Source organism: Rhodanobacter sp. MP7CTX1, assembly GCF_014205795.1.
GTDB lineage: Bacteria > Pseudomonadota > Gammaproteobacteria > Xanthomonadales > Rhodanobacteraceae > Rhodanobacter.
Window position 1 is genome coordinate 326,931 of sequence record NZ_JACHCN010000003.1, and the last position, 24,571, is coordinate 351,501.

Sequence of the window (24,571 nt, forward strand, 5' to 3'; positions counted from 1 at the left end):
TCGAACTGCAGTCATTGCATGATCACGACTCCGCCTTATGGCAACCTTTTGTCCACGTATCCTTCACTCGGCGCCTGTTGTTGGAGCGCACCCCCAGATCGAGTCCGGGGCAGGCTGCGCGCGCCCACGGGGTGCGCTCCTACAGGGTGGCCGAGGGATTCAGCGGGATGCTGACGCGCACGTGCAGGCCATGACCGAACGCTGAATCGAGCAGCTCGATCCGGGCATCGTGCAGTTGTGCGGCGCGCTTGACGATGTTCAGGCCCAGGCCGTGGCCATTGCTGGGCTGCTTGTCTTCGCGGTGGAAGCGGTCGAACACGATTTCTCGACGCTCGGCCGGAATGCCGGGACCGTCGTCGCTGATATCGATGACCGCTGCCTGCGGCGACTTGCATAGCGCCACCTCGACCTGACCGTTCGGTCCGACGTAGCGCAAAGCATTCTCGATGAGGTTGCGGAACATCGCGGTGAGTGCCGCTTCGTGTCCGAGTACGGGCAATTGCGGGATGTCATGCACGAGACTGAGCTCGACACCTTTTTCGACGATCAGTGGGGCCAGCTCCTCGATTACCTCGGTGGCAACCGTGACCAGATCCAGGGTGACGCGCTGGTTGGCAGCAGCGCCGGCCTCCAGCGTGGCCAGCGCCAGAATCTGTTCGATGCGTCGTGCCAACCGGGTCAGGCTCTGCTGTGCGCTCTTCAGCGCCGACTCGACGTCCTGCGGCGTACCGGCGATGGCGGCGCTCTCAAGGTGGATCATGGTTGCCGTCAACGGTGTGCGCAGCTCATGCGCCACATCGGCATTGAAGCGATGTTCGCGTTCGATCGCGTCTTCCAGCCGCTCGAACTGCTGGTTCAAGGTGCGGATCAATGGCTTGAGTTCGGGCGGCGTGTCGTCGATGGCCACCGGTTGCCGGCTGCCGGGTGTGCGCTCGTCCAGCGACTTGGTCAGCGACCTTAAGGGGAGCAAGCCTCTACGCACGGCCAGGCTGACCAGCAGGGCCAGCAAGGGCAGGCCGATCAGCAAGGGCAGGCTGTGTTCGAGGATCAGCCCGCGAGTAATGTCCTGCCGGTTGTCGTAGCGCTCGCCAATGCGGATCACCAGGTTGGCGCGATTCTGCAAGGTGAAAATCCGCCAACGATGATCTTCGTGCAGGATGTCGCGGAAGCCCATGTCCGCGGGTGTCGGCGGCGGTAGATCTTCCAGGTTCGCGGTTGCCACGATCAGTTGCCGCTGTGGCCCGTAAGCCTGGAATCCCACCTCGGGTTCGTAGTTGTGGCGATGCACGGAAACCACCATCGCCTGACGTACCGGCAGCGGCGTGCCCGACGTGCTGGCATTGGGACCCTGCTGGGCCATCGCGTCGCTGTGCTCGATAAGGATGCCCAGCGTGCGGCCGGCCTGGGCCAGACGCCCGTCCAGCAGCTCGTTCATTTCCCTCGACTCGCGCTGGTAGCTCAGGAAGCCAAGCGGGATCAGCACGAGGACCATGACGGTAATGATCAGCCAGGTCAGTCGTGTGCGCAGGCTGACCGGTTTCATTTCGGTTCCCGCGGAATCATGTAGCCGACGCCACGCACCGTGTGGATGACGTCCGGGCTCAGTTTGCGGCGCAACCAATGCACCTGGACTTCCAGCGCGTTGCTTTCCACGTTGGTATCCAGGCCATAGACGGAATTTTCCAGGCTTTCGCGTCGGACGATGCGCCCGGCGCGCTCCATCAACACACGCAGCAGGGCGAACTCCCGGCGTGTGAGAACGATGCGGTTGCCGCGAAATTCCACTTCGGACGTGGCGAGGTTCAAGCGCAGGCCACCCGCTTCGACTACGCTGTCGGCCAGGCCCTGCGCGCGCCGCGTCAATGAGCGGATCCGCGCCGCCAGTTCCTCCAGATGGAACGGCTTGATCAGGTAATCGTCGGCACCCAGATCGAGCCCGCGGATGCGCGTCTCCAGCGCGTCCCTTGCGGTCATCACCAGGACCGGCGTCTTGATCCCCATGCGTCGTGCTTCGGCCAGCACTTCGAGGCCATCCTTGTCAGGCAGGCCAAGGTCGAGCAGCACCAGATCGGCGGTTTGATCGCGCAGCGCGAGGGTCGCTTCGCGCCCGTTGCGCAGCCAGGTGACCGCATAGGATTGATGTTCCAGGGCGATGCGGATGGCGTCGCCGAGCTGGGCATCATCTTCCACAAGCACTATGTGCACGTTGGGTCACCTGTCGTCAGCAAGCGAGACCTTGATGTCTGCCCTATGGCTGGCAGTGGGTCTCGGTATCGATCATCTTCCGCTGTCGATCATCCCTGGCAATGCTTAAGGTGAAATTACGTCTTTCGGAAGCGGCCGCCTTCACATGCGAAGACTCGCGCCCGCAGCATACCGATGAGGCGCTGGATCCCAGCCAATCTGCGCAGTCAGCGATTGTCCAGCGTCGCACCGGTCAACAGCCCACGTGCCAGCATGCCGCACTGGCGACGATACAGGAGTAGTTGCCATTGCCGGCCGCCCACCTGGCGCCACAGCACTGCCGAACGCACGGCAGCAAGCAGGTTGGCGCGCACTTTTTCCACCACGGCAGCTTGTTGCAGCTGTTGCGGATTGCCGCTCACCATGACCCGCGGCTTCAGCGTGGACAGGGTGGACGCATACAATTCGGCCAGCCGACCGATGACCTGCGTCGAACCCTGGCCAAAGTGCTCGACCTGGCGCTGCGCCGCGACGATGCCTTGCTGAAGTTTGCCGAGCAACTCCGGTCGCCTCGACAGGCTGCGCTCCAGTCGCATCACGGTCACCACCATCTTGGTCACTGACATATCGCGGTCGCTTTCATCGAGCTGTGCGATCAAGCTGCGCAGGCCCAGTCGCAGGCCCGAAATATTGCCGTAGACACCGACGACCGAGGGTGCGTCGATGCGGAACACGCTAGCCACGCTGGCCTCCATCGTGGCTTCATCACAAGTGCCTTCATTGGCCAGCTGCTGCGCCAGTGCACAGGCCTGGAACAGCCCGGCAAGGGCGAGCACGCGCTCTTCATTCATGGCAAAGGTTTCAAACACGGGGTCGCGGTTATCCTGTCGCAGAAGTGAACGTGGGAGACGGCGAGAATGCAGGCAACAGGCCGCCATAGGGTGCATCGGTCGCGGCGATCACGGCGCCGCCAAGACAGACCTGGTCATCGTAGAAGACTACGGACTGCCCGGGGGTGACGGCGCGTTGCGGTTCGTCGAAGCGTACCTCAAGGCCGTGGTCCAGAACGGTGACGAGGCAGCTCTGGTCCACCTGACGATAGCGGGTCTTGGCGGTGCAGCGGAACGGGTTGGCCGACGCGGCACCGGCGACCCAGGTAGGCGTCTCGGTCTGCAACCGCTCTGAATACAACCAATGGTTTTCGCCGCCCTGGGCGACATACAACACGTTGGTAGCCACGTCTTTGCCGACCACGTACCAGGCCTCCCCGCTGGCGCCGTGACGGCCGCCGATGCCCAGCCCGTTGCGCTGGCCCAGGGTGTAATACATCGCGCCCTGATGCTCGCCAATCAGCTCGCCGGCCGGGGTGCGCATCTCGCCTGGGCGGGCCGGGATGTACTGGCTGAGAAAACTGCGGAAATCGCGCTCGCCGATGAAACAGATGCCGGTGGAGTCTTTCTTCGCATGCGTGGGCAACGCGGCTTCACGGGCCAGCTCGCGCACGCGGGGCTTTTCCATCTCGCCGAGCGGAAACAGTGTGGCGGCGAGCGCTTGCTGTCCCAGTGCATGCAGGAAATAGCTCTGGTCCTTGGCCATGTCCACCGCGCGCAGCAGGCGATACTGGCCGTCGCGGCAGTCGACGCGGGCATAGTGGCCGGTCGCGATTTTTTCCGCGCCCAGCGAGTGCGCTTCGTCCAGAAACGTCTTGAATTTGATCTCGCGGTTGCACAGCACGTCGGGGTTCGGCGTGCGCCCGGCGCGGTACTCGGCGAGGAAGTGCTCGAACACACCATCCCAGTAGGCAGCGGCGAAATTGCGTGCATGGAACGGAATGCCAAGCCGGCCGCAGACGGCCACGGCGTCCTTGCGGTCGGCGTCGGTAGTGCAGGGACCGCTGCGCTCGTCTTCCTCCCAGTTCTGCATGAACAGGCCTTCGACCTGGTAGCCCGCCTGTTGCAGCAACAGTGCCGCCACCGAGGAGTCGACGCCACCGGAGATGCCGAGCATGACTTTGGTGTGAGTGCCGTTCATGCGTTGCGAGCTTCGGGTAGATAGCCCAGCGTGCTCAGCGGCAGCCGTTGGCCAGCCAGCCAGGCATCGATGCTCAGCAGCACCAGCGGACTGCGCAGGCGCTCGCCGAGCGCAGCGATCTCGCTGCGGGTTAGCCACAGCGCACGTCGGATGCCGTCGTCCAGCGGGCGAGCTGCATCATGGCTCAAGGCGCGAGCGGCAAAACTGAAGCGGACCACCGCATCGCCATGCTCGGTGCTGCGCCATTGATGCACGCCGATCAGGTGCTGCAGCTCGACCGTCCAGCCGGTTTCTTCCAGCGTTTCGCGCACGGCGGCAGTCACCAGGCTTTCGCCGTCGTCCAGATGGCCCGCCGGCTGGTTATAGGCCAGCCGCCCGTTCACTTCTTCCTCGACCATCAGATAACGATCGCCAGCGGTGACCACGCAGGCCACGGTGACGCGCGGACGCCAGATGTCGGCGCCGGAATTGTCGGTGGTGGAAAGGGGGTTGGCCATCAGGTTGGGCAAGAGACTGGGCACGGGGCACTGGAAAAGCGGCCATTGTGCCATCACCTGTGGGGACGGTCGCTGCCAAGAGCGGGTTTGTGATCCCCGCAGATCCCGGCGCGGGCCACCGACGAGATCACAATCAGGCCCTAAGTGGTGCATCCACGGCGGCGTATACTTCGTATCAAAGATCGAACACCCAAGAAACTATGGCCCACGAATCCGAACACGAGCAAGACAGCGGCCGCGGACTGGCACTGGAAACCGCCAAACCGGAGGTGGCGCGTCCCCCACTGTTTCAGGTGCTGCTGCTGAATGACGACTTCACCCCGATGGATTTCGTGGTCGAGGTGTTACGCGGTTTTTTCAACCTGGACCAGGAACAGGCGGTGCAGGTGATGTTGCATGTACATACGCGCGGTAAGGGCGTATGTGGTGTATTTACGCGGGAAGTAGCCGAGACCAAGGTAACCCATGTGAACGAATATTCACGCTCCCATCAGCATCCGTTGTTGTGCACTATGGAAAAGCTCTGAGCGACCCCATTTTGTGCTCATTGCGGCGCTGAAGGCCGCTCACTTTTCAAGCGGAGATGATCCGAATGTTCAGCAAGGATCTTGAAGTCACCATCGGCCACTGCTACAAGCAGGCCCGCGAGCAGCGCCACGAATTCATGACGGTGGAGCACCTGCTGCTGGCGCTGACCGAAAACCAGTCGGCACTGGGTGCCTTGCGCGCCTGCGGCGTGGATTTGCCACGTCTGTCGACCGAACTCGAGCGGATCATCGCCGAAACCGTGCCGGTTCTGCCGCACGGCGACGAACGCGATACCCAGCCCACGCTGGGCTTCCAGCGGGTGTTGCAGCGTGCCGTGTATCACGTGCAATCCTCGGGTCGAAAGGAAGTCACCGGCGCCAATGTGCTGGTGGCGATCTTCGGCGAAAAGGACTCCCACGCGGTGTATTTCATGCATCAGCAGGAAATCACCCGGCTCGACGTGGTCAATTACATCTCGCACGGCATCGCCAAGATCGGTGATGAACCGGCTGCGGGCGCAGCCGGCGGAAGCGAGCGCGAGTCTGAGGAGGGCGGCGAGCCGAAGGGCAATCCGCTGCATGAATTCGCCAGCAACCTCAACGAACTGGCGCTGGAAGGCAAGATCGATCCACTGATCGGGCGCGCCGACGAGATCGAGCGCACGATTCAGGTGCTGTGCCGCCGGCGCAAGAACAACCCGCTTTACGTCGGCGATGCCGGCGTGGGCAAGACGGCCCTGGCCGAAGGCCTGGCCAAGCGCATCGTCGATGGCGAGGTGCCGGAGGTGCTGGAAGGCGCCACCATCTGGTCGCTGGACCTCGGCGCGCTGGTGGCTGGCACCAAGTATCGCGGCGATTTCGAGAAGCGCCTCAAGGGCGTCATCGCTCAGCTGAAGAAGCAGCCGGGTGCAATCCTGTTCATTGACGAAATCCATACCATCATCGGTGCCGGGTCGGCTTCCGGTGGCACCATGGACGCCAGCAACCTGATCAAGCCGATGCTCGCTTCCGGTGAGCTGCGCTGCATAGGTTCGACCACGTTCCAGGAATACCGCGGCGTGTTCGAAAAGGACCGCGCACTGGCGCGGCGCTTCCAGAAGATCGACGTGGTCGAGCCGACCGTGGCCGACAGCATCGAGATCCTGAAGGGCCTGCGTTCGCGTTTCGAGGAACATCACCACGTTGCCTATACCAACGAGGCGCTGAAGGCGGCGGTGGACCTGTCGGTCAAGCACATTCCCGACCGTTTGCTGCCGGACAAGGCGATCGATGTGATCGACGAGGCGGGCGCTCGGCAACGGCTACTCCCGCTGGACCAGCGCACGGGCAAGGTGGATGTGACCGAGGTCGAGTACATCATCGCCAAGATGGCGCGCATTCCGGCCAAGCAGGTGTCGGCGTCGGATCGCGACGTGCTGCGCAACCTGGAGCGCAACCTCAAGATGGTCGTGTTTGGCCAGGATCCGGCGATCGAAGCGCTCGCCGCATCGATCAAGATGGCCCGTTCGGGCCTGGCCGATCCGTCGAAGCCGATCGGCTGCTTCCTGCTTGCCGGGCCTACCGGCGTGGGCAAGACCGAGGTGACCAAGCAGCTTGCGATGCAGCTTGGGATCGAGATGATCCGCTTCGACATGTCCGAGTACATGGAAGGTCATTCGGTGTCACGGCTGGTCGGCGCGCCCCCGGGCTATGTCGGTTTCGACCAGGGTGGCCTGCTGACCGAGGCGGTGACCAAGCACCCGCACGCGGTACTGCTGCTGGACGAGATCGAGAAGGCCCATCCGGATGTGTTCAACATCCTGCTGCAGGTGATGGATCGCGGCGTGCTGACCGATACCAACGGTCGCGAGGCAAACTTCAAGAACGTGGTGGTGGTGATGACCACCAACGCGGGCGCCGCGCTCGCTTCACGGCGCAGCATGGGTTTCGTCGAGCAGAAGCATGAGTCGGACGCGATGGAAGTGATCCGCCGCATCTTCACGCCGGAGTTCCGCAACCGGCTGGACGCGGTCATCCAGTTCCGTGCGCTCGATTTCGAGCACATCCTGCGCGTGGTGGACAAGTTCTTGATCGAACTGGAAAGCCAGCTGACCGAGAAGCACGTGAGTCTGGACGTGGATGCCGATGCCCGCCGCTGGCTGGCCGAGCACGGTTTCGATCCGCAGATGGGCGCACGGCCGATGGCGCGGGTGATCCAGGAGAAGGTGAAGCGTGCGCTGGCCGACGAGCTGCTGTTTGGCAAGCTCGCCGACGGTGGCCAGGTGCGCCTCAGCGTTCACGATGGCGAACTGAAGGTCGACTGCGAGACGCTCGAAAAGCTGCCGGCCGTGGTTGAACCAGGCTGATCTGCTGTGCCCCTCCCCCTGCTGTCAGGGGGAGGTTGCGAGGGGGGGGGGCTTTGATCTTTCGCCCCAACAAAAATCCCAGGCACACCCAAACGAAAGGCGGCGCATTGCGCCGCCTTTCGTTTCAACACCCATCGAATCTGTCCCACTGCGCACTAGCGCTGCTGGGTCGTGACTCGACTTACTTCATCCCCACTTACTTCATGCGGTACGTGATACGACCCTTGCTCAGGTCGTATGGGGTCATTTCGATCTTGACCTTGTCGCCGGTGAGGATGCGGATGTAATGCTTGCGCATGCGGCCGGAGATGTGGGCGATGATGACGTGCCCGTTCTCAAGTTGCACGCGAAACATGGTGTTGGGCAGGGTCTCCTGGACCGTGCCTTCCATTTCGATGACGTCGTCTTTGGCCATGTGTTCCGGGGTTCACGCACAGCCGTCATGGCTGCGTAAGCCGTCGAGTATGCCATGGATGAGCGTTTGGTTAAAGAATCATCAAGCAATCGGTCAGGCGAAATGTTCATCCAGCTTGCGCCGGATCTCCTGTTCGACCATGCCCTTCAGCGGCGCCAGCATCATCCCCAGTTCCGCATTGACCTGAATGGCGTCGCTGCCGACGGCGATCGTGCCGCTGACTCCGGGGCGCGAGAATCGCAGGGTATCGCCTTGCCACTGCCCATCCATGCCAAATTTCTCGCGCATTCGCGCGGCGACCTTGTCGACCACAGCACGGGCCTCGGAGATCGACAGCTGGTGCGGGCGGCGAATATCGATTTTCGGCATGACGGGCTCCTGACGTAAGCAGCGCATCTTAATGCTTTATGAGGTGCGGGCTTATGGACGTGCAGGGGGCAACGAAGTACGGGCCAACGAAGTACGGGTCAGCGAAGTGCAGGCTCATCATGCACCGAGACCTGGTGGACTGCATGTTAGAGTTTCGGGGTCTATCGACCGGTTCACCCATGCGCATCGAATTTCCCAATGCGGCCCGCGAGGATTTCCATTGGACACAGGCGCAGCTGCGCATAGGCAGCGCGCCCGACAATGACCTCGTGCTCGCCGCCGGCCAGGCCGCACCCCAGCATCTGCGAATCCAGCAGGATCGTCGCGGCTGGATATTGCAGGTTTTGCCGTCGGCGGACCGTATCCACGTCAATGCGCGGCCGGTGCGCGAACGGGCATTATTGCGTGCTGGCGACGTGGTCAGCGTAGGTGATTGCCGCATGCTGCTGCGCGCCGATCAGGACCCAGCCCAGAGGTCGCCGCTGAGCGTGCCGGAACAGGGGCGTTGCACGGTGGCGCTGCGTGCTGTGGCAGGCCCGCTTTCCGGCAAGGTGCTGTCGCTGGAGGACAGTCTTGAGCTTGGCCCACAGGGCCGCTGCCCGCTGGAGTTGCCGCAGGGCGACGTCGCCTCGCTGCGCATTTTCTGGCAAGACGGCCAGCTGCTACTGGAAGTCACTCAGCCGTCCGAGCGTCATCCGTTGCGGGTCAACGGCGTCATCGCGCAAAAACTGGCCTTGCAGCCCGGTGATCAGGTCGGTCTGGCCAAGCACCGCTTCGTAATCGATGCGCCGGGAATGGAACCCGAGCCCGAGATCGTCATGCAGGAGCCAGAGCCCGTGCATCTACCGGAAGAAGCGGCTGGCCCGATTGGCGAAGTGTGGTGGCTGATCGTTACTGCCGCCGTGCTGGCACTGGGCATTGCGTTGGTGCTGCTGATTCGGTTCTGAATCCTGTTCCAAACCTTCTGCATGCGTCGCCTGCTTTGCTCCTCCTGCTCGCAGGGGGAAGTTGGGAGGGGTAGGGCTTTTTGATCTTCTGCGCCAAGAGCGACCCCGCCCCAACCCTCCCATGCGAGCAGAGGAGGGAGTGCTTCGAAGCTACGTGGAGAGACTCCCCTCGCTCGATTTGCATGCGCAGTTGACCGCCCCATGCTGCGCCGCGCCATAATGCGGGGACCACCTCGACGGGATGCAAGAGCACGTGAGCAGAGTCTGGAATTTCAGCGCCGGTCCGGCGGCGTTGCCGCCTGTCGTTCTCGAGCGCGCCCAGCGCGAATTGCTTGACTGGAATGGGAGCGGTGCGTCGGTGATGGAGCAATCCCATCGTGGCAAGCGCTTCATCGAGATGGCCGCGCAGACTGAAGCCGACCTGCGCACGCTGCTTGCGATTCCTGCCGATTACGCCGTGCTGTTTCTGCAGGGAGGCGCCACCCAGCAATTTGCACAGATTCCGATGAATCTGGCCGGCGAGGGAGACAGCGCCGACTACATCGACAGCGGTCACTGGAGCGAGAAGGCGATCAGCGAGGCGGCACCGTACGTGCGCGTCAACGTGGCAGCCAGCGGCAAGGCCGACAACTATCTTCGGCTGCCCGCGCGTGACAGCTGGCGGCTCGATCCGGGTGCCGCGTATGTGCATTACACGCCGAACGAGACGATTCATGGCGTGGAGTTTCATGGGATTCCGGATGTCGGCACCGTGCCGCTGGTGGCGGACATGTCGTCGAATATCCTGTCCGGGCCGCTGGATGTCTCTCGCTTCGGGCTGATCTATGCCGGCGCGCAGAAAAATATCGGTCCGTCGGGTCTGGTGGTGATGATCATCCGCCGCGATCTGCTGCAGCGGGCCAGTCGACCGATGGCGCGGATCTTTCGTTATGCCGAGCAGGCGGCGAACGATTCAATGCTCAACACGCCGAACACCTGGGGCTGGTACCTGGCCGGCCTGACCTTCCAGTGGCTGAATGCTCTGGGCGGTCTCACGGTCATGGCCGAGCGCAATCGCGCCAAGGCCGAGTTGCTGTATCGAACGATCGACGGTTCGGATGGCTATTACCGCAACCCGATCGATCCGTCCGCGCGCTCGCGCATGAATATCCCGTTCACGCTGCACGACAGTGCGCTGGACGCCGCTTTCCTGAAAGAATCGGAAGCGGCTGGCCTGCTTGCCTTGAAGGGCCACAAGGCGCTGGGCGGCATGCGCGCCTCGCTTTACAACGCGGTGCCGCTGGAGGCTGTCGAGGCGCTGACGGCATTCATGCGCGAGTTCACGCGTCAGCACGGTTGATCGAACATCCGCGACACTTTTCAGGCAAGATACCCGTACATCATTTGGACTTCTTTACTTCCAGGCGGTTAGTAGTATGAGTGACCCGAAAACCTCGCTGAGCGAAATGCGCGAGCGTATCGACAGCATCGACCGGCAGATCCAGCAGCTGATTTCCGAGCGTGCGAATCGCGCGCAGGAAGTGGCCAAGGTAAAAGGCGAGGGACTATCGGCGATCGACTATTACCGACCGGAACGCGAGGCGCACGTGTTGCGCATGGTGGTGGATCGTAACGACGGCCCGCTGTCCGATACCGAAATGGTGCGCCTGTTCCGCGAGATCATGTCGTCTTGCCTGGCGCAGGAAGACCCGCTGAAGATCGGCTTTCTCGGCCCGGAAGGTACCTTCAGTGAGCAGGCCGTGCGCAAACATTTCGGACATGCCGCCTACGGTCTGCCGCTGGGCAGCATCGAGGAAGTGTTTCAGGAAGTCGCCGCCGGCCATGCGGATTTCGGCGTGGTACCCGTGGAAAACTCCGGCCAGGGCATGATCCAGGTGACGCTGGACATGTTTCTCACCTCGGCCGCGACGATCTGCGGTGAAGTGGAGCTGCGCGTACACCAGTGCCTGCATTCGCAGCTGGGAAAACTTGAAGACGTCAAGCGCGTCTATGCCCACGCGCAGTCGCTGCAGCAATGCAAGACCTGGCTGCGCATCAACCTGCCGGGCGTCGAATGCATCGCGGTGGGCAGCAACGCCGAGGCGGCCAGGATGGCACGGCATGCCGACGACAGCGCAGCGATTGCCGGCGAGACTGCCGGGAAAATCTACGGGCTCAAGACCGTGGCGGAAGGCATCGAGGATCGCGCCGACAACACCACGCGCTTCCTTGTCATCGGCCGTTCGCTGTTTCCGCCGTCAGGCAACGATCGCACGTCGCTGCTGATCACCGTCAACGACAAGCCGGGCGCGCTTTACGATGTGCTCAGCCCGTTCGCCAAGCATGGGGTGAGCCTGAACCGGATCGAATCGCGGCCGGCGCACACCGGCAAGTGGCAGTACGCGTTCTTCATCGATGTCTCCGGCCATATCGACGATGCGGCATTGCAGGCTGCCGTGGATGAGATTGGTGAGTCGGCGGCGACGATACGCGTGCTGGGCTCCTATCCGGTGGCATTGCCCTGAGCTTGCCCTGACCTTGCCAGTTTCACACTGAAGGAATTCGATTGAATCGTCTCGACTGGAGCAGCCAACCGGGCAAGGCTTTGCACGGCAGCGTGCGAGTGCCCGGTGACAAGTCCGTTTCGCATCGCGCTCTGATGCTGGCGGCGATCGCCGAAGGGGATTCGCGCATTCGCGGCTTCCTGGAAGGAGAAGATACCCGCGCCACGGCGGCGGTACTGTCGCAGCTCGGCGTGCACATCGAGACACCTTCAGTGGGGGAGCGATACGTGCATGGCGTCGGCTTGCACGGCCTGCGCGGCTCGTCGCAACCGCTGGACTGCGGCAATGCCGGCACCGGCATGCGCCTGCTTGCCGGCCTGCTGGCAGGGCAGGCGTTCGACAGCATGCTGGTCGGCGACGCCTCGCTGTCGAAGCGACCGATGCGCCGGGTGACTGATCCGTTGGCGCAGATGGGTGCGCACATCGACACGCAGGATGGACTGCCGCCGTTGGATGTTCGTGGCGGACAGTCGTTGCAAGGCATTCGTTATGAGTTGCCGGTTGCCAGTGCACAGGTCAAATCGGCGCTTTTGCTGGCCGGCTTGTACGCTGTTGGCGAAACCGAGATCATCGAACCGCATCCCACCCGCGATTACACCGAGCGCATGCTCGCGGCCTTCGGCTGGCCGATTACGTTTGCGCCGGGTCGTGCCCGCCTGGCAGGCGGTCACACGCTGCGCGCTGCGGATGTGGACGTGCCGGCTGACTTTTCTTCGGCCGCGTTCTTTCTGGTCGCCGCCAGCATCGTACCGGGTTCCGAATTGCGCCTGCCGGCAGTCGGCCTCAATCCGCGCCGCACCGGGTTGTTACAGGCGCTGCGATTGATGGGCGCGGATATCGTGGTCGAGCACCCTCGCGAAAGTGGTGGCGAACCGGTCGGCGATCTCCTGGTGCGTCATGCGCCGCTGCACGGCGTGGATCTGCCAGAGGTGCTGGTGCCGGACATGATCGATGAGTTTCCCTGCTTGTTCATCGCCGCTGCCGTGGCGAGCGGCCGTACTGTCATCCGGGGCGCGGCGGAGCTGCGGGTGAAGGAGTCCGATCGCATTGCGACGATGGCCACCGGCCTGCGTACGCTGGGCGTAGCCATCGAGGAAACCCCGGACGGCGCGATCATCCAGGGTGGCAGGATCGGTGCCGGCTCTGTCGAAAGCCATCTCGACCACCGCATCGCCATGAGCTTTGCGGTGGCCGGACTGGTGGCATCCGGGCCGGTGCGAATCAACGATTGCCGGCATGTCGCCACATCCTTTCCCGGTTTTCTCGAGCTGGCCAATCGCTGTGGTTTTGCGTTGCAGTCCGTCGATTGAATCATTCTCTCGCTCAGGTGCATGGTTGCCGCTAGGCTTGCCACTGAGCCACGAGATTGCCCATGTCCAACGCCACGCTTCCATTTATCGTCGCCATCCCCGCCCGCTACGGCTCGACCCGGCTGCCGGCGAAGCCGTTACGCGAGATCGGCGGCGTGCCCATGGTGGTGCGGGTGGCCCAGCGGGCACTGCAGGCTGGCGCGAGCCAGGTGGTGGTGGCGGTGGACGATCAGCGCATCGCCGACGCACTGGCCGGGCAGGCCTGCGTGGACATTTGCATGACCCGCAGCGACCACGCCTCGGGCAGTGACCGGCTGGCCGAATGTGCCGCCCACTACGGCTGGGCCGACGACACTATCGTGGTGAACCTGCAGGGCGACGAGCCGTTTGCGCCAGCCGCCGGCATCCGTGCCGTGGCGGAGGCGCTGGCTGGCGACAACGCGCCGATGGCGACCCTGGCGACACCGATCATCGACGCCGAGGAGTTGTTCGATCCGAATGTGGTGAAACTGGTGCGTGGGGTGAACGGGCGCGCACTGTATTTCAGCCGTGCCCCGTTGCCGTGGGCGCGCGATGCATTTTCCACCGATCGGCATGCGCTGCCATCGGGGTCACCCTTCCTGCGGCACATCGGCATCTACGCCTATCGGGCGGAGTTTCTCGCGCGTTACGCCGGCTTGCCGCGCACGCCGCTGGAACAGACCGAATCGCTGGAACAATTGCGCGTGCTGGAACACGGCTACGCGATTGCCGTGCGACTCACTCCCGAACCGTTCCCGCCCGGTATCGACACCCTCGGCGATCTGGAGCGCGCCGAGCGCTGGTTGGCGGAGCATGCGTAATCCTGTGCTGGCTGCCATCTCCCACGGATCAACCATGAAATTCATGCTTCGACTGGCGTGTGCGGCGGTCCTGTGTGTTGCGGCCCCGGCTTTCGGCCATACCGGTGTGGTCAAAACCGACAAGCCTGCAGTCGATCAGCAGCTGGATGGTCACTATGACCCGCAGAACCCTTTCGCCAAGATTCTCCGTGGCGAGTTGCCAGTAGATAAAGTCTACGAAGACGCCGACGTCGTGGCCTTTCTGTCGACCAATCAGAAAGCGCCCGGTCACGTACTGGTGATTTCCAAGACCTCTCAGGCCCGCAATATCCTGGATATGTCGCCGGCAGATCTCACGCGGATCATGCTGGTCGTCAAGCGCGTTGCCCGTGCCGAGCGCATCGCCCTGGGCGCCGATGGCATGATCGTTCAACAAAACAACGGGGCCGCCGCAGGGCAGACAGTTTTTCATCTGCACGTCCATGTGATCCCTTGCTGGAACGGCAAGCCACCGCGGTTCGCCCGGGACAAGAGCGGTCAGCTGGATCGCATGGCGCTGGCGGCCAGAATCGCTGTCGCGATGCAGTGATCGTTCGCTGCGTTGACAAGATAAACTCTGATCCATGCAGTCCACCCAGCCGCATCCGTTTGACGGTAAATCTTTCGTCCGCACGCTGACCAGCTCGCCTGGCGTCTATCGCCATTTCGATGCGGCTGGCGAATTGCTGTATGTCGGTAAGGCCGGCAATCTCAAAAAGCGCGTTGGCAGCTATTTTCTGAAGCCGCGGATGGAGCCGCGCATCGCCGCGATGGTGGCGCAGATCGCTCGCGTCGAGATCACGGTGACGCGTACCGAGGGCGAGGCGTTGCTGCTGGAATCGCAGCTGATCAAGTCGCTCAAGCCGCGCTACAACATCCTGCTGCGCGACGACAAGAGCTACCCGTATATCTATCTGTCCAGCGGCGAGGATTACCCGCGGCTGGCGTTTCATCGCGGCGCACGCAACCTGCCAGGGCGTTATTTCGGGCCGTACCCAAGCACCTACGCTGTGCGCGAAAGCCTCAGCCTGATGCAGAAATTGTTCAAGGTGCGCCAGTGCGAGGACAGCTATTTCCGCAACCGTTCACGGCCGTGCCTGCAGCACCAGATCGGCCGCTGCACGGCGCCGTGCGTGCAGCTGATCGGCGTGGAGGATTACCGCAACGATGTGCGCCACGCGGAGATGTTTCTCGAAGGACGCAGCAATGCGGTGCTGGATGAGCTGGCCGAGGCCATGGAGCGGGCCAGCCGGTCGCTGGAATTCGAGCGCGCGGCAATCCTGCGCGACCAGGTGGCCGCCCTTCGGCAACTACAGGCGCAGCACCACGTGCAGGGCGCCAATGCGGATATGGATGTGATCGCCTGTCGCATTGAATCGGGCATGGCCTGCATCAGCGTGCTGTTTTTCCGCAATGGCATCAGTCTGGGCACGCGGGATTTTTTCCCGCGCTTGCCGCTGGATGCCGAGCCCGCCGATGTGCTGGCGCAATTCATCGCGCAGTACTACCTGGATCGACCGGTGCCACGCGAGCTCATTCTTGGCGAGCCGCTTGCCGATCAGGAGATCCTGGCGGAATTGCTGGCGCAACAATCCGGCCACGCGGTGGAACTTAAATCGAGCGTACGCGGCGATCGTGCGCAATTCCTGCAGATGGCCGAACGCAATGCGCAAGCCTCCCTGACGGGCAGACTCGCCAGCCGGCAAACGCTGGGGGCACGGTTTGACGATTTGCAGAAAGTGCTTGAACTGCCCACCATGCCGCGCCGCATCGAGTGTTTCGATATCAGCCATACGATGGGCGAGGCGACCGTCGCATCGTGTGTCGTGTTCGGGCCGGAAGGGCCGGAGAAGTCGCACTACCGACGCTTCAACATCACCGGCATCACGCCCGGCGACGATTACGCCGCGATGCATCAGGCGCTGACCCGGCGCTTCCGCAGGCTGGCCGAAGGCGAGGGCGCACGCCCCGATGTGCTGCTGATCGATGGCGGCAGTGGGCAAGTGGCACAGGCACAGGATGTGCTGAAGGAACTCGGCGTCAGCGGCATCGAGGTCGTCGGCGTGGCGAAGGGGCCAGGACGGCGCGCGGGTGAAGAGACGCTGGTGCTGGCCAGGGAGGCCGCGGGCAGCCCGGGTCGCGAGCTGCATCCCGGATCATCGTCCCCCGCCCTGCATCTGGTGGCTGCCGTGCGCGATGAGGCCCACCGTTTTGCCATCAGCGGCCATCGCAAGCGGCGTGAGAAGACGCGTGAGCGTAGCGTTCTGGAGGACGTGCCGGGCATCGGCGCGCGTCGGCGTTCGGCCCTGCTCAAGGCGTTTGGCGGCTTGTCCGGCGTGGAGGGTGCCGGCGTCGAGGAACTGATGCGGGTCAAGGGCATCGATCGCGGTTTGGCGGAACGGATCTATGCCAGCCTGCATGCCTGAACAAAGCGAGAGGATTTCATTCATTCATCGCGCGATGGCATGCGACACTGTGGCAACTTCCTGGAACGAATCATGCGTATCAATCTGCCAACCTGGCTGACCCTGTTTCGCGTCGGCTTGCTGCCGGTGATGGTGGTGGTGTTCTACCTGCCGTTCCCGGGCCACAACATCACGGCAGCGATCGTGTTTGTACTGGCAGCATTCACTGACTGGCTGGATGGCTACCTGGCGAGGCGGATGAACCTCACCTCGGCATTCGGCGCTTTTCTCGACCCGGTCGCCGACAAGTTGATGGTGGCGGTAACCTTGTTCCTGCTGGTGGAATCGCACCCCTCGGGTGGCTGGTCCGGCGTGCTGATGGCGGTGACGGCAGCGGTGATCGTCGGGCGCGAGATCAGTGTTTCCGCGCTGCGCGAATGGATGGCCGAAATCGGCATGAGCGCCACCATCAAGGTCGCGTTTATCGGCAAACTGAAGACCGTCATGCAGATGGTCGCGCTGGTGGTGCTGATCGTGCAGCACGAGAAGGAGGCCACGGCGCTGCGCCTGTATCACATCGGTGAAGTGCTGCTGGTGATTGCCGGCGTGCTCACGATCTGGTCCGGCTTTTACTATCTGCGGGCTGCATGGCCGATCCTGCGTGGCGACACGGTCGTGCCGCCCCACGGTGGCGATGCATGATCGCGGCGAAGGGTTCTGTTCACAGCCGGGCTTGACGATCTGCATTCACGTATTAGAATGCGCGGCTCCAATGCGGGAATAGCTCAGTTGGTAGAGCACGACCTTGCCAAGGTCGGGGTCGCGAGTTCGAGTCTCGTTTCCCGCTCCAGTTTTCAGCAAAGCCCCGACTTGTTCGGGGCTTTGTCGTTTCAGCCAGATGGGAGCCAATCCCGGCATGGCGCAAAAACGGGATCGGCCATGGTGTTTTGACTATTCACAACCCGCTCCCTTCTGCTATCATTCGCTGCTCAGATGCGGGAATAGCTCAGTTGGTAGAGCACGACCTTGCCAAGGTCGGGGTCGCGAGTTCGAGTCTCGTTTCCCGCTCCAGTTTTACGCAAAGCCTCGGCTCACCGGGGTTTTGTTTTTTTGAAGCAACCTGCGATCATCACGGTCGCGATGCACCAAGCAATGGCCAGGTGGCAGAGTGGTCATGCAGCGGCCTGCAAAGCCGCGTACGCCGGTTCGATTCCGACCTTGGCCTCCATTGCGAATAAAGATTCAGGCGCCTCCGGGCGCCTTTTTCTTTGGCTTGAAGCGGGTGTCGGCATGGTAGTCGGCGCGCCGATTGGCTTTGGCTTCGACGAATGGCTGATGACGCAGTCGTAGCGGCACGATCGATTTGAACTTTGAATCCTCCGCGTTGGAGAGCGCTGCGAACGCTATCTGCGATAGGCAACAGCCTCGACCCGGTTAGCGTGTAAAATGGCGGTTTGTCAGCCAGAAATATGGTGCAAGCTCCTCAACGGACAAGTGTCCGCGGCCCGACGTTCATTCGCTTGCTTGCTCGCCTGACGGACGTTGGCGTTCCCCAATCCAGACAATCGCTCTCGGACCGGCTGGGCCACTGGCTCGACTGGACCCACGCCGTTGTGCTGTCCACCGCGCTTGATGGCAAACCATCTGCGATGGACGAAGCACTGATCTTTGGCAGCGCTGAAGAGGATGAGTGCACCCGCGTGCGGACCTCGTTGGCGAATGCCATTGCTGGCGATCGTGCATTCGCCATCGCAAGGCAGCGGGGGGCTGATCCCTCGTTCGGCGAAGAAGGTGGCACGAATGAGATGGTCGATTACTCGGTGTTTCGTCAGCGCTATCTCGCCATCCAGCGGAAGATTCAGGCGGCCACCGGTAACCTGCGAGGCCGTCTGCGGGACACGCTTGCCCAGATGACTGAAGACACGGCGCGGCTGGCGGCAGTGGATGCGGCCATGGAGCGTGCGCTGAGCCCTCGTGAGCAGACGCTGTTGGCCCACGTGCCTGCATTACTCGGGGATCACTTCGAACGGTTGCGTCAGGCCGAACAGGATACGTTGGCCGATGCGCAAATATCGGAGGACACCTCGGCGATATTGCCAGGCGCATGGCTCGATGTGTTTCGCAAGGATGCGCAGAACGTGTTGCTCGCCGAACTGGACGTTCGTTTTCAACCGGTCGAAGGCTTGCTCGCAGCGCTTCGCACCCACTCACTGGTAAGTCATGTTTAGAAATCTGCTTAATCTTGTCGTGTTCCTCGTAGGTCTTGCCGCCGTGTGCTGGATCGGCGCCGGCTACATCGGATCCAATCTGCTGGCGACGGCCGTCACGATGTTGATTGGCGTGTGCTACCTGGCGGGCGGATTTGAGCTGTATCGCTATAGGCAAGCCACGTTCACGCTGACGGGCTCCGTTGCGGATTTGTCCGCGGCGCCGACCAGCTTGAGCGATTGGCTCGCGCGCTTGCATCCCAGCCTGCGCAACGCGACACGCCTGCGTATCGAGGGTGAGCGCGCGGCCTTGCCGGTGCCGGCGCTGACCCCGTATCTGGTGGGTTTGCTCGTATTGCTGGGCATGCTGGGCACGCTGCTGGGCATGATGGCGACCCTCCGAGGTACCGGTTTAGCGCTGGAGAGCGCGACGGATCTGCAGGCTATCCGCGGATCTCTCGCCGCACCGGTCAAGGGGCTTGGGTTTGCGTTCGGCACATCGATCGCGGGCGTGGCCAGCTCGGCGATGCTCGGGCTGCTTTCTGCGCTATGTCGGCGCGAACGGCTGCAGGCGGTGCAGCTGCTGGACGTGAAAATTGCGACGACGTTGCGCATCTACTCGCAGAGCCATCAGCGCGAGGAGTCGTTCAAGCTCCTGCAGCAGCAGACCGCATTGATGCCTACGCTGGTCGATCGTCTGCAGACGATGATGGCCACCATCGAGCAGCAGAGCATGGCCACCAGCGAGCGACAGATGGCCAGCCATGAAACGTTCCACTCGAAAACTGAGGCCATCTACACCCGCCTGGCTTCCTCCGTTGAGGCGTCGTTGAAGGACAGCGTCGCCGCGAGTGCCGTTGCTGTCGGGGCTGCGCTGCAACCGGCGATGAAGGCCACGATGGCCGGGCTCGCGCGCGAAACGGCATCGCTGCATGACACCGTCACGCACGCGGTGCAGCGTCAGCTGGAAGGGTTGTCGACTGGTCTTGAGACGACCACCACGACCATGGCGGCCAGCTGGAACGATGCACTGATGGAGCACCGGCGATCGAACGAGATACTTGCCCAGGATTTGCGCAGCTCATTGCAGCGATTCACTGAAATCTTCGAGGAGCGATCGGTCGGTCTATTGGAAGGTGTCTCTGCACATCTCGATGCCACGGCGGGCAGCGCGGCGAACGCGTGGAACAACGCGTTGTCGCGGCAAGAGGCCGTCAACGAGGACTTGGCAGCGCGCAATCAGACAGCGTTGACCGTGGCTGTGTCGACCTTTGAGGAGCACGCCACGTCGCTGGTTCGCATCGTGCACCAGTCGCATGCAGACGTGCAGGCGGTGCTGGAATCGCGGGATCAGGAACGGTTGACGACCTGGACGGATTCGTTCGGTGCGATGACCGCTGCGGTGAGCAAACAGTGGGAGCAAGCGGGCGAGCACGCCGCGAGCCAGCAGCAGGAGATCTGCGACATCCTCGCGGGAACCGTGCGCGATATCTCGGCACAGACACAGGCACATGCCAGCGACACGATCGCCGAGATTTCCCGGCTCGTGGAAGCCGCGTCCGAGGCGCCCAAGGCTGCGGCCGAAGTCGTTGCCGAGCTACGCCAGAAACTCTCCGACAGCATGGTCCGCGATACCGCCATGCTGGAGGAGCGTAGCCGTCTGATGGCCACGCTCGATACCTTGCTCGATGCGGTGAACCACGCATCCACCGAGCAACGGCTGGCCGTCGACGCGCTGGTTGCTACGTCGGCCGATCTGCTGGATCGCGTCAGCACCCGGTTCACAGACCATATCGAGGCTGAAACCGGCAAGCTTGGCGCGGTGGCCGCGCAAGTCACCGGCAGTGCCGTCGAGGTGGCTAGTCTGGGCGAAGTATTCGGGGTGGCCGTACAGGCGTTCGGCGAGTCGAATGGCCTGTTGATGGATCATCTGCAACGCATCGAAGCCGCGCTGGACAAATCTCTCGCGCGCAGTGACGAACAGCTGGCTTATTACGTCGCGCAGGCCAGGGAAGTTATCGACCTGAGCATGCTGTCGCAGAAGCAGATCATCGAGGAAATGCAGCAGCTCGCCGTCCAACGGGCACTCGATGGAGCCGAAATGGCATGAGTGACGAACTTGATGGCGTCGAGGAGTCGACGGCACCGATCTGGGCCGCCTTCGGCGACCTGATGTCGGTGCTGCTGGGCGCGTTCGTGCTGATCCTGGTGGGCGTGATCGGTGTGCAGCTGCAGCTCTCGAACAAGCTGGATGAAGCGGTCAAACAGCGACAGGCCGAGGCGCAACGTCGCATGACGTTGGAGCAGGCGTTGGCAGTCCCGCTGGCAGCTGGCCGTGTGACGCTCGTCAATGGGCGCATCGGTATTCGCGGCAGCGTGTTGTTCGCGCTGAACTCCGATCAGCTTCAGCCCGAAGGGCGGGAGGTATTGAAGAGCCTGGCGGCCCCGCTTTCCGACTACCTCAAGTCTCGCGCCGAAATCCTGATGGTGAGTGGCTTCACTGACGATCGCCAAGTGCGCGATGGCAACCAGCAGTTCGCCGACAACTGGGAGTTGTCAGCCGAGCGTGCGTTGACTGTGACCCGTGCGTTGGTCGCCGATGGTGTACCGGCCTCATCGGTATTTGCAGCCGCGTTTGGTTCCGAGCAGCCGGTGAGCTCGAATGCTGACGACGAGGGACGGGCCCGCAACCGGCGAGTGGAAATTTCACCCATCCCGAAGCAGCCGACGACAACCGTGACGGCTAATGAGTGATGTTGGGATACGTGCCCGAGCCACACTCGACGCGTGGCGCGAGCAGAACGCCGATCGCCTGAATCCCGTGCGGTTTCATTTCATCGAGGCGCTGGAACGGCGCGCGGCAGATCATGGCGGTGAGGCGCGACGTATTCTTGACGAGAGGCTGTCCAAGCTTCTCGCGGCCTACGCTGACGATCTCGAAGCCGCGGCACCCGACAGCCCGACAACGCCACCTTCGCTCGCTCGCGGAGCGCTTGGCGAATTGATCGATCACATCTCCAACGGCGTGGCGCCCCGGCCCTCCACCTATCCAACATTGGAGGCGCTCGATGACTTCAGAAAAATCTGGTCCGAGCTCCGAACGGATAGCCAGGTGCGGCAGTCGCTGGAGCAAGTACCCACCAATGCCGGCCCCCTCAACTCGGGCAACCTTGTACACCGGTCGCTTACGCTCATGCGCGAGCTGTCGCCGGCATATCTCCAGCAATTCTTGTCGTACGTCGACACCTTGTCATGGATGGAGCAGATGAACGACGGCGGAGCCCTGGCGACCAAGGATGGGCCCCGAGCCATGGGTCCCAAAAAACGCGCTCGGGCCAAACCGCGCGGGCATCGCGAGTAAAACCCGCCGCAAGCGGGTTTTTTGTTGGCCATCCAGCGCATCCAGACGAGTGGCACGGTGCTGTTCGCGAGCGATACTCTCCTGCGGCAAGGCCAATCCTCCTATCATCTGTCGATCATCGAGTGATGGAGTACTGCCATGGGATCACGTCATCGGCTGGCTGGTTGTCTGATTGTCGCGAGTGGTTTTTGCGTGACCGCATGGGCCATGGGTGCGGCGGATGCGCCGGCGCGGCCATGGATGAACACGTCACTCTCCGCTGACCAGCGCGCCGAACTGGTGCTGAAGGCGATGACGCAGGACGAGAAGTTTCGTTTGATCCGCACCGATTTTGGTGAAGCCCGTGACGGCAAGCCGATGCCGGTCGGTGCGCTGGACTCAGCAGGCTACATGCCGGCGATACCCCGGCTCGGGTTGCCCGCGTTGCAGGAAACGGATGCGGGACTTGGCGTGGCGCGGCCCGATTTGAGTGGCAAGGGAGCTACGGCATTGCCGTCGGGGCTGGCGACGGCGGCCAGCTTTGATCCGCAGCTGGCCTTCGCCGGTGGTGCGATGATCGGCGCCGAGGCAAGGCGCAAAGGCTTCAACATCTTGCTGGCGGGTGGCGTCGATCTGCAGCGCGACCCGCGCAATGGGCGCAATTTCGAATACGCGGGCGAAGATCCGCTGCTTGCCGGCACCATCGTCGGTCATGCCGTGCAGGGCATCCAGAGTCAGCACATCGTCGCCACCATCAAGCATTACGCGCTCAACGCGCTGGAAACCGGGCGGCAGACGCTGAGCTCACAACTCGATCCGAAGGCCGCTCGCGAGTCTGATCTGCTCGCGTTTGAGATCGCCATCGGCATCGGCCATCCTGGTGCGGTGATGTGTGCATACAACCGCGTCAACGGGGTGTACGCCTGCGAGAACGACTGGCTGCTCAATCAGGTGCTCAAGCACGACTGGGCCTATCCTGGCTTCGTGATGTCCGACTGGGGCGCCGTGCACAGCGCGGGCAAGGCGGCAATGGCGGGACTGGATCAGGAATCGGCGGGCGAATTTTTCGACGCGACGGTGTATTTCGACAAGCCCTTGCGCGCGGCTGTCGCGTCCGGCGAAGTGCCGCAGGCGCGGATCGACGACATGGTCCGGCGCATTTTGCGCAGCCTGTTCGCGGAAGGTGTGATGGATCATCCATCGCAGCCGGCGCCGCTCGATGCGGTCGCCGATGCGGCGGTGGCGCAGCGAGCGGAAGAGGCTGGGGCCGTATTGCTGCGCAACGAGCATGATCTGCTACCGCTGGCGCCGACACTGACGTCCGTTGCGGTGATCGGCGGACATGCGGATCGTGGTGTGTTGACTGGCGGCGGTTCCTCGGCGGTCATGCCGATAGCTGGCAACGCGGTGCCGGGCCTGGCGCCGCCAGACTGGCCGGGGCCACCCTACTATCAGCCTTCGGCTCCGTTGGCGGCAATCAATCGCCGTGTGCAGGGGAAGGCGCAATTCACCGATGGTCGCGACATTGCCGCGGCGGTGCAGCTGGCCGCGCACTCGGATGTAGCCGTGGTATTCGTCGAGCAATGGGCGGCGGAGTCGTTCGACCTGCCCGACATGACGCTGCCAAACCACCAGGACGCCCTGGTCGCTGCGGTCGCAAAGGCGAACCCGCATACGATCGTGGTGCTGGAGAACAACGGGCCCGTGCATATGCCGTGGCTGGGACAGGTCGGTGCAGTGCTGGAGGCGTGGTATCCGGGTGCCGCTGGTGGCGAAGCGATCGCCCGATTGCTGTTCGGCGAAGTGGCACCGTCTGGCCGCCTGCCGTTTAGCTGGCCGCGCGACGAGTCGCAGTTGCCAAGACCGCAGATTCCCGGTGCCGGTATGGCCGCGATCGGCCTGCCTCCGCAAGGTCAGCCAGCCGATTCGGTGGATTACAACATCGAGGGCGCCGACGTCGGCTATCGATGGTTCCAGCGGCGTGGAATCGAACCGCTGTTTCCGTTCGGCCATGGTTTGACCTATACCCATTTTGGCTACGACAAGCTGCAGGCGCAGTGGAAGGATGGACGGCTGATCGTGGCGTTCGATGTGAGCAATCGCGGCAAGCGTGCAGGCGTTGACGTGCCGCAGCTTTATGTGACGTTGCCGGCTAACGGGCAGACGCGTCGACTCGCCGGATGGAACCGCATCTCGCTTAAGGCTGGCGAGACACGCCATGTGGAAGTGACGGCCGACGCCCGCATCCTGGCGAGCTACGACTCGGCACCGCACACCTGGCAGCGTGCGGCTGGACGTTACCAGGTGCAGCTGGGGCATTCGGCGGCGGCGTTTGAGGGCAGCGCGATGATCGATCTGCCAGCGGGCGAGTGTTCCGTAAGCACCTGCAGCACTCCGCCATGATGTAGGAGCGCATGCTGTGAACGAATGCTCGTGTGGGAGCGACTTCAGTCGCGATAGCACTTCGAGCAGATCGCGACTGAAGTCGCTCCCACACGAGCGTTTCGCTCAAGGGTTACCAGCTCGTCATCTTGCGCGTGGGATGTCGCCACCGTGGTTAGCTATCGCGTAGGTTGGGGAGCGCAAAGCGA

General features: G+C 62.8%; 22 protein-coding genes and 3 tRNA genes. 18 read left to right on the forward strand and 7 right to left on the reverse strand.

Going from position 1 to position 24,571, the window contains the following annotated elements; genetic code table 11:
• Nucleotides 1-139: 139 nt before the first annotated feature.
• The 5 genes from HDE77_RS06295 to HDE77_RS06315 all read right to left on the reverse strand — a co-directional run bounded on the left by HDE77_RS06295 (nt 140) and on the right by HDE77_RS06315 (nt 4,712).
• Entirely contained in the window at nt 140-1,543 is a 1,404-nt protein-coding gene (locus tag HDE77_RS06295; RefSeq protein WP_184416298.1) for an ATP-binding protein, read from the reverse strand.
• Nucleotides 1,540-2,205 (reverse strand): response regulator, encoded by a 666-nt coding sequence (locus HDE77_RS06300; protein WP_184416299.1) that lies wholly within the window; start codon nt 2,203-2,205, stop codon nt 1,540-1,542. Before HDE77_RS06300 ends, HDE77_RS06295 begins: the two co-directional genes overlap by 4 nt.
• 206 nt (nt 2,206-2,411) lie before the next feature.
• The gene (gene hflD, locus HDE77_RS06305) at nt 2,412-3,035 is read right to left on the reverse strand and encodes a high frequency lysogenization protein HflD (RefSeq protein WP_184416300.1); all 624 of its coding nucleotides are present in this window, start codon (nt 3,033-3,035) and stop codon (nt 2,412-2,414) included.
• 28 nt (nt 3,036-3,063) lie between these two features.
• The gene (gene mnmA, locus HDE77_RS06310) at nt 3,064-4,215 is read right to left on the reverse strand and encodes a tRNA 2-thiouridine(34) synthase MnmA (protein WP_184416301.1); all 1,152 of its coding nucleotides are present in this window, start codon (nt 4,213-4,215) and stop codon (nt 3,064-3,066) included.
• Nucleotides 4,212-4,712: an NUDIX hydrolase gene (locus HDE77_RS06315; RefSeq protein WP_184416361.1), complete on the reverse strand. Its 501-nt coding sequence runs from the start codon at nt 4,710-4,712 to the stop codon at nt 4,212-4,214. Before HDE77_RS06315 ends, mnmA begins: the two co-directional genes overlap by 4 nt.
• Before the next feature lie 200 nt (nt 4,713-4,912).
• Between HDE77_RS06315 and clpS the strand changes: the two genes are divergently transcribed.
• On the forward strand, nt 4,913-5,239 hold the full coding sequence (gene clpS / locus HDE77_RS06320) for an ATP-dependent Clp protease adapter ClpS (RefSeq protein ID WP_184416302.1): 327 nt from the start codon (nt 4,913-4,915) through the stop codon (nt 5,237-5,239).
• A 65-nt stretch (nt 5,240-5,304) separates the two neighbouring features.
• Nucleotides 5,305-7,584: an ATP-dependent Clp protease ATP-binding subunit ClpA gene (gene clpA, locus HDE77_RS06325; RefSeq protein WP_184416303.1), complete on the forward strand. Its 2,280-nt coding sequence runs from the start codon at nt 5,305-5,307 to the stop codon at nt 7,582-7,584.
• 196 nt (nt 7,585-7,780) lie between these two features.
• On the opposite strand, the gene infA is transcribed toward clpA, so the two are convergent.
• Together infA and HDE77_RS06335 are read right to left on the reverse strand one after the other, a co-directional pair.
• Nucleotides 7,781-7,999, reverse strand: a complete 219-nt coding sequence (gene infA / locus HDE77_RS06330; RefSeq protein ID WP_007508585.1) for a translation initiation factor IF-1 — start codon at nt 7,997-7,999, stop codon at nt 7,781-7,783.
• Nucleotides 8,000-8,092: 93 nt separating this feature from the next.
• Complete coding sequence (locus tag HDE77_RS06335) at nt 8,093-8,368, reverse strand: polyhydroxyalkanoic acid system family protein (RefSeq protein WP_184416304.1); 276 nt, start codon at nt 8,366-8,368, stop codon at nt 8,093-8,095.
• Nucleotides 8,369-8,547: 179 nt separating this feature from the next.
• On the opposite strand from HDE77_RS06335, the gene HDE77_RS06340 reads away from it, so the two are divergent.
• From HDE77_RS06340 to HDE77_RS06415, 16 genes are all read left to right on the forward strand, one after another.
• The gene (locus tag HDE77_RS06340) at nt 8,548-9,315 is read left to right on the forward strand and encodes an FHA domain-containing protein (protein WP_184416305.1); all 768 of its coding nucleotides are present in this window, start codon (nt 8,548-8,550) and stop codon (nt 9,313-9,315) included.
• A gap of 253 nt (nt 9,316-9,568) precedes the next feature.
• Nucleotides 9,569-10,654: a 3-phosphoserine/phosphohydroxythreonine transaminase gene (serC, locus tag HDE77_RS06345; RefSeq protein ID WP_184416306.1), complete on the forward strand. Its 1,086-nt coding sequence runs from the start codon at nt 9,569-9,571 to the stop codon at nt 10,652-10,654.
• 76 nt (nt 10,655-10,730) lie between these two features.
• Complete coding sequence (gene pheA / locus HDE77_RS06350) at nt 10,731-11,819, forward strand: prephenate dehydratase (RefSeq protein ID WP_184416307.1); 1,089 nt, start codon at nt 10,731-10,733, stop codon at nt 11,817-11,819.
• Nucleotides 11,820-11,860: 41 nt separating this feature from the next.
• A complete protein-coding gene (gene aroA, locus HDE77_RS06355; protein WP_184416308.1) occupies nt 11,861-13,168 on the forward strand; it encodes a 3-phosphoshikimate 1-carboxyvinyltransferase in 1,308 nt (435 codons plus the stop codon).
• A 62-nt stretch (nt 13,169-13,230) separates the two neighbouring features.
• The gene (kdsB, locus tag HDE77_RS06360; RefSeq protein WP_184416309.1) at nt 13,231-14,010 is read left to right on the forward strand and encodes a 3-deoxy-manno-octulosonate cytidylyltransferase; all 780 of its coding nucleotides are present in this window, start codon (nt 13,231-13,233) and stop codon (nt 14,008-14,010) included.
• Nucleotides 14,011-14,014: 4 nt separating this feature from the next.
• Complete coding sequence (locus HDE77_RS06365) at nt 14,015-14,578, forward strand: HIT family protein (protein WP_221444141.1); 564 nt, start codon at nt 14,015-14,017, stop codon at nt 14,576-14,578.
• Nucleotides 14,579-14,612: 34 nt separating this feature from the next.
• A complete protein-coding gene (uvrC, locus tag HDE77_RS06370) occupies nt 14,613-16,454 on the forward strand; it encodes an excinuclease ABC subunit UvrC (protein ID WP_184416310.1) in 1,842 nt (613 codons plus the stop codon).
• A 72-nt stretch (nt 16,455-16,526) separates the two neighbouring features.
• Nucleotides 16,527-17,135: a CDP-diacylglycerol--glycerol-3-phosphate 3-phosphatidyltransferase gene (gene pgsA / locus HDE77_RS06375; protein WP_184416311.1), complete on the forward strand. Its 609-nt coding sequence runs from the start codon at nt 16,527-16,529 to the stop codon at nt 17,133-17,135.
• 72 nt (nt 17,136-17,207) lie between these two features.
• Nucleotides 17,208-17,283 (forward strand) — tRNA-Gly (locus tag HDE77_RS06380).
• Nucleotides 17,284-17,428: 145 nt separating this feature from the next.
• Nucleotides 17,429-17,504 (forward strand) — tRNA-Gly (locus HDE77_RS06385).
• A gap of 83 nt (nt 17,505-17,587) precedes the next feature.
• A tRNA-Cys gene (locus tag HDE77_RS06390) sits at nt 17,588-17,661 on the forward strand.
• Between the two features lie 241 nt (nt 17,662-17,902).
• Nucleotides 17,903-18,661, forward strand: a complete 759-nt coding sequence (locus HDE77_RS06395) for a DUF3348 domain-containing protein (RefSeq protein WP_184416312.1) — start codon at nt 17,903-17,905, stop codon at nt 18,659-18,661.
• Nucleotides 18,654-20,750 carry a DUF802 domain-containing protein gene (locus tag HDE77_RS06400; RefSeq protein WP_184416313.1) on the forward strand — a complete coding sequence of 699 codons (2,097 nt, stop codon included), beginning with the start codon at nt 18,654-18,656 and terminating at the stop codon, nt 20,748-20,750. The genes HDE77_RS06395 and HDE77_RS06400 overlap by 8 nt, the downstream gene beginning before the upstream one ends.
• Complete coding sequence (locus HDE77_RS06405) at nt 20,747-21,394, forward strand: OmpA family protein (protein WP_184416314.1); 648 nt, start codon at nt 20,747-20,749, stop codon at nt 21,392-21,394. The genes HDE77_RS06400 and HDE77_RS06405 overlap by 4 nt, the downstream gene beginning before the upstream one ends.
• Complete coding sequence (locus tag HDE77_RS06410; protein ID WP_184416315.1) at nt 21,387-22,001, forward strand: DUF2894 domain-containing protein; 615 nt, start codon at nt 21,387-21,389, stop codon at nt 21,999-22,001. The genes HDE77_RS06405 and HDE77_RS06410 overlap by 8 nt, the downstream gene beginning before the upstream one ends.
• Before the next feature lie 240 nt (nt 22,002-22,241).
• A complete protein-coding gene (locus HDE77_RS06415) occupies nt 22,242-24,383 on the forward strand; it encodes a glycoside hydrolase family 3 C-terminal domain-containing protein (RefSeq protein ID WP_184416363.1) in 2,142 nt (713 codons plus the stop codon).
• The last annotated feature ends 188 nt before the right edge of the window (nt 24,384-24,571 follow it).

Coding starts and splice junctions, on each gene's coding strand:
- HDE77_RS06295 (WP_184416298.1), bottom strand. CDS start 1,543: ATGAAACCGGTCAGCCTGCGCACACGACTGACCTGGCTGATCATTACC.
- hflD (WP_184416300.1), bottom strand. CDS start 3,035: ATGAATGAAGAGCGCGTGCTCGCCCTTGCCGGGCTGTTCCAGGCCTGT.
- mnmA (WP_184416301.1), bottom strand. CDS start 4,215: ATGAACGGCACTCACACCAAAGTCATGCTCGGCATCTCCGGTGGCGTC.
- HDE77_RS06315 (WP_184416361.1), bottom strand. CDS start 4,712: ATGGCCAACCCCCTTTCCACCACCGACAATTCCGGCGCCGACATCTGG.
- clpS (WP_184416302.1), top strand. CDS start 4,913: ATGGCCCACGAATCCGAACACGAGCAAGACAGCGGCCGCGGACTGGCA.
- clpA (WP_184416303.1), top strand. CDS start 5,305: ATGTTCAGCAAGGATCTTGAAGTCACCATCGGCCACTGCTACAAGCAG.
- infA (WP_007508585.1), bottom strand. CDS start 7,999: ATGGCCAAAGACGACGTCATCGAAATGGAAGGCACGGTCCAGGAGACC.
- HDE77_RS06335 (WP_184416304.1), bottom strand. CDS start 8,368: ATGCCGAAAATCGATATTCGCCGCCCGCACCAGCTGTCGATCTCCGAG.
- HDE77_RS06340 (WP_184416305.1), top strand. CDS start 8,548: ATGCGCATCGAATTTCCCAATGCGGCCCGCGAGGATTTCCATTGGACA.
- pheA (WP_184416307.1), top strand. CDS start 10,731: ATGAGTGACCCGAAAACCTCGCTGAGCGAAATGCGCGAGCGTATCGAC.
- kdsB (WP_184416309.1), top strand. CDS start 13,231: ATGTCCAACGCCACGCTTCCATTTATCGTCGCCATCCCCGCCCGCTAC.
- uvrC (WP_184416310.1), top strand. CDS start 14,613: ATGCAGTCCACCCAGCCGCATCCGTTTGACGGTAAATCTTTCGTCCGC.
- pgsA (WP_184416311.1), top strand. CDS start 16,527: ATGCGTATCAATCTGCCAACCTGGCTGACCCTGTTTCGCGTCGGCTTG.
- HDE77_RS06395 (WP_184416312.1), top strand. CDS start 17,903: ATGGTGCAAGCTCCTCAACGGACAAGTGTCCGCGGCCCGACGTTCATT.
- HDE77_RS06400 (WP_184416313.1), top strand. CDS start 18,654: ATGTTTAGAAATCTGCTTAATCTTGTCGTGTTCCTCGTAGGTCTTGCC.
- HDE77_RS06405 (WP_184416314.1), top strand. CDS start 20,747: ATGAGTGACGAACTTGATGGCGTCGAGGAGTCGACGGCACCGATCTGG.
- HDE77_RS06410 (WP_184416315.1), top strand. CDS start 21,387: ATGAGTGATGTTGGGATACGTGCCCGAGCCACACTCGACGCGTGGCGC.
- HDE77_RS06415 (WP_184416363.1), top strand. CDS start 22,242: ATGAACACGTCACTCTCCGCTGACCAGCGCGCCGAACTGGTGCTGAAG.